Here is a 3,389-nt window from a genome sequence, read left to right as displayed (position 1 = left end):
GCTCCGGAGCGGATGATGGTCACCCGGTCGCACAGCTGCTCGACTTCACTCAGGATGTGGCTCGACAGCAGAACCGTGGCCCCGTCGCGGCTGACGCGCTCGACCTGGCGGCGGAACACGGCATCCATGACCGGATCGAGGCCGGCGCTCGGCTCGTCCAGCAGGTAAAGGGGTGCAGGGCGGGCGAACGCGGCTATGAGCGCCACCTTCTGCCGGTTGCCTTTCGAGTAGGTCCGGGCCTTCTTCCGCGGGTCGAACTCGAATTCATCGATAAGGTCGCGGCGCAGCTGCCCGTCGGCGCCGCCGCGCAGCCCGGTGAGCAGATCGATAACTTCACCGCCGGATAGGTTCGGCCAAAGGCTCACATCGCCGGGGACGTAGGCGATGTCCCGGTGGATTTCAACCGGATCCGACCAGGGATCCAACCCGAAGACCCGGGCGGTCCCGGCCGTAGGACGAATGAGGCCCAGGAGAATACGCAGGGTAGTGGATTTACCCGCTCCGTTCGGCCCCAGGAAACCGTGCACCTCTCCGGGTGCGACGCTGAGATCGAGGCCGTCGAGTGCTCGGGTTCCGCCGAATTCCTTCACCAGGCTTCGGGCTTCAATAACAGGTTGTGCTGGTGCGTTCATAGCCGTAACTCCTAGCTGGTACCACGAACGCCCGCGGCCGCGCCGGGGCGTTCCGCAGGTCATGCCTGCGGGCCGACCAGGCTTCCCGGCTCTCCAATCCACAGCATATAGCCGCCCTAATCCCCGCGGAAGCGCACTGCCAACCCCCGAACTCCCGGGTCCCGCTGGGAGATTGAAACCCGAGCAGACGCCGGCATGCTGTAGGATTGACCGTTGATGCCTAGGCGAGGGAACGCTTCGCTCTGATTCCAGAGCTTGTTCCGTTATCGACGGTGGCTGGCGGCTTTCCTGACAACGCGCATGTTCGCGGGTAGGGACGGTGCCGGGCTTCGTTGCAATCGCTCGGTACGTCCAGAAGAACATAAACACTCAGGAGACATCATGTCCGAGCAGAAGCTCGCCGCAGAACTGCGCACCGATTTCGGTAAGGGTGCTGCCCGCCAGGCACGCCGCGCCAACAAGATCCCCGCCGTCATCTACGGCCACGGCGCAGACCCCATCCACGTGCTGCTGCCCGCAAAGGCAACCACGCTGGCGGTCCGCCACGCGAATGCCCTGCTCAGCATCGACGTCGACGGTGAAGCACACCTTGCCCTCGCCAAGGACGTACAGCGCAACCCCCTCAAGCAGATCGTCGAGCACATCGACCTCCTGACCGTTCGCTCCGGCGAGAAGGTGACCGTTGACATCAACATCCACGTCGAGGGCGAGCCTGCAGCCGGCGTTGTGACCAACCTCGAGCAGACCACCGTGTCCGTCGAAGCTGACGCTACCCACCTGCCCGAGTCCCTTACGGTGAACATCGAAGGCCGCAAGGTTGGACAGCACGTCCACGCTTCCGACCTTGAGCTCCCCAAGGGCACCACTCTGCTGACGGATCCCGAGACGCTGATCATCAACGTCACCTCCCCAGTCGTTGCCGACCTCGGCGAGGGCGAGACCACGGTTGACTCCGACGGCGGCGACGCCACCGCTGAGGAAGCAACCGGCGACGTTGCTCCTGAAGTTGTCGAAGACTAAGCATCTCGTCAATGGCTGACAACACCTGGCTCATAGCCGGGCTCGGGAACCCCGGGCCCGGCTATGCCGGTAACCGCCACAACGTGGGCCAGATGGTCCTCGACGTGCTCGGTGCGCGGCTGGGTGGCAAGTTCGGCAGCTCCAAAGCACGCGCCGTCGTGCTCGAAGGGCGCCTGGGGATCGGTGGGCCGAAGCTGATCCTGGCGAAACCGCTCACCTACATGAATCTCACGGGCGGACCCGTGTCACAGCTGGCAAAGTTCCACGGGATCGAGCCGGACCACGTGGTGGCGGTGCATGATGAAATCGACATTCCCTTCAACACGATCAAGCTGAAGATCGGTGGGGGAGAAGGCGGCCACAACGGTCTGCGCGACATCAGCAAGGCCCTCGGTACCAAGGACTACCTGCGGGTCCGCGTGGGCGTGGGACGCCCTCCCGGCAGGCAGGAAGCCGCCGATTACGTGCTGCGAGACTTCAGCACCACCGAGAAGAAGGATCTGCCAATCCTGCTGGAGGAAGCGGCCGACGCCGTCGAAAGCGTGGTCCTGAACGGGTTAACAGAAGCCCAACAGAAGTTTCACTCTGCAAGCAAATAGCGGTAAACTAGTCGTGCAGTTCCTGACCGGACTGCCTGGCCTGATGGCCCCAAAAGCGGGGGCCGACGTTGGGCGGCCTCTGAGACTGGGCCACCCCCATCCCAACGTCGGTCCCTTTTTTGTACCTGTTTTTGTACGTCGTTTCCGCGGCGAATAATCCTATTGATTGATTAATCAAAGAAACTTTGGGTGCAACCCTGCCCGGACGGGCGTAGTCTATTGCCCTAACGCACGACGTGTTGGGGCGGACTAATGGGTAATTGCGTGATGTCCGGTGCTGACGAGGAGCTGTCTGTACCGCGAGTAGATAAGTTGCGGCCAAAATGCGGGTGGCTGCGAAGAGCCGGGACGCGGCGATGCTGAACGTCCACGGTGAGTGGCCGCTCGTAGGCCGCGATACGGAACTTGAGGACGTCCGCGACGCTTTGCTCGACAGCACTTGCAGCGGCGTGATCGTCACTGGCCAGTCCGGAGTGGGAAAGACCGCGCTGGCTCAGCGAATCGCGCGCGACCTCGACGACTCCTTCGAACTTGTGTACGTGCGCGGTTCAGCGCTTGCATCGAAAATGCCCTACGGGGCCCTCAGCTTTGTCCTCAGTGATCTCGATGACGCGATCGTGGACAACCCACTGATGCTGCTGCGCGGACTGCAGGAACTGTACCAACGCCGTGAAGACGGCCGGAAAACCCTTATCCTCGCCGACAATCTTGAGGAGCTTGACTCCTCCTCCGCCATGGCTTTGGCCCACCTGGTGCGGGTCGGCGCGGTGAAGCTGATTGCTATCTGCCAGTCCATCGACGCCTCGCCCGAGGAATTCGGCGACCTCTGGAAGGACGGCGCGCTGCGCCGGATCGATATTGGGCCGCTCGGCCTCGCCTCCACCACCAAGCTGCTTTCCGTGGCGCTGGACGCGCCGGTTTCGCGTGCCGCCGCTGCGAGCATGTGGCACACCACCGGAGGCAACCCGCTCTTCCTGCAGGCGCTCACCCGCGAGCAGGTCGATACCGGGGAGATGCAGGAGCGCGACGGCGTCTGGGTGGCCAAGCCTCTCTCCGCGCCGAAGACGCGGCGCTCGATGACGGACTGGATCATGGTGCGCGTGCGCCGCCTGCCGGCGGGGGAGCGCGAGGCGATCGA

General features: G+C 63.6%; 4 protein-coding genes. 3 read left to right on the top strand and 1 reads right to left on the bottom strand.

From position 1 onward, the window contains the following. On the bottom strand, positions 1–632 hold a 632-nt coding region (locus RIF85_RS15240), incomplete at its 3' end, for an ABC transporter ATP-binding protein (protein WP_309072751.1). A 381-nt stretch (positions 633–1,013) separates the two neighbouring features. Between RIF85_RS15240 and RIF85_RS15235 the strand changes: the two genes are divergently transcribed. The 3 genes from RIF85_RS15235 to RIF85_RS15225 form a co-directional block, all read left to right on the top strand. Beyond that, on the top strand, positions 1,014–1,652 hold the full coding sequence (locus tag RIF85_RS15235) for a 50S ribosomal protein L25/general stress protein Ctc (protein WP_309072750.1): 639 nt from the start codon (positions 1,014–1,016) through the stop codon (positions 1,650–1,652). An 11-nt stretch (positions 1,653–1,663) separates the two neighbouring features. Beyond that, the gene (gene pth, locus RIF85_RS15230) at positions 1,664–2,251 is read left to right on the top strand and encodes an aminoacyl-tRNA hydrolase (RefSeq protein WP_309072749.1); all 588 of its coding nucleotides are present in this window, start codon (positions 1,664–1,666) and stop codon (positions 2,249–2,251) included. A 329-nt stretch (positions 2,252–2,580) separates the two neighbouring features. Continuing rightward, positions 2,581–3,389: ATP-binding protein (locus tag RIF85_RS15225; RefSeq protein WP_309072748.1), on the top strand; the 809-nt coding region annotated here is incomplete at its 3' end.

Origin of the sequence: Arthrobacter sp. (genome assembly GCF_031179385.1) — a bacterium.
Taxonomy (GTDB): Bacteria; Actinomycetota; Actinomycetes; order Actinomycetales; family Micrococcaceae; genus Arthrobacter_D.
The sequence above is the reverse complement of the archived record's forward strand: the minus strand, read 5'-3'. Positions and strand labels throughout refer to the sequence as shown.

Excerpts from the sequence above, each read along its gene's own strand:
- pth (WP_309072749.1), top strand. The coding sequence starts at position 1,664 with ATGGCTGACAACACCTGGCTCATAGCCGGGCTCGGGAACCCCGGGCCC.
- RIF85_RS15235 (WP_309072750.1), top strand. The coding sequence starts at position 1,014 with ATGTCCGAGCAGAAGCTCGCCGCAGAACTGCGCACCGATTTCGGTAAG.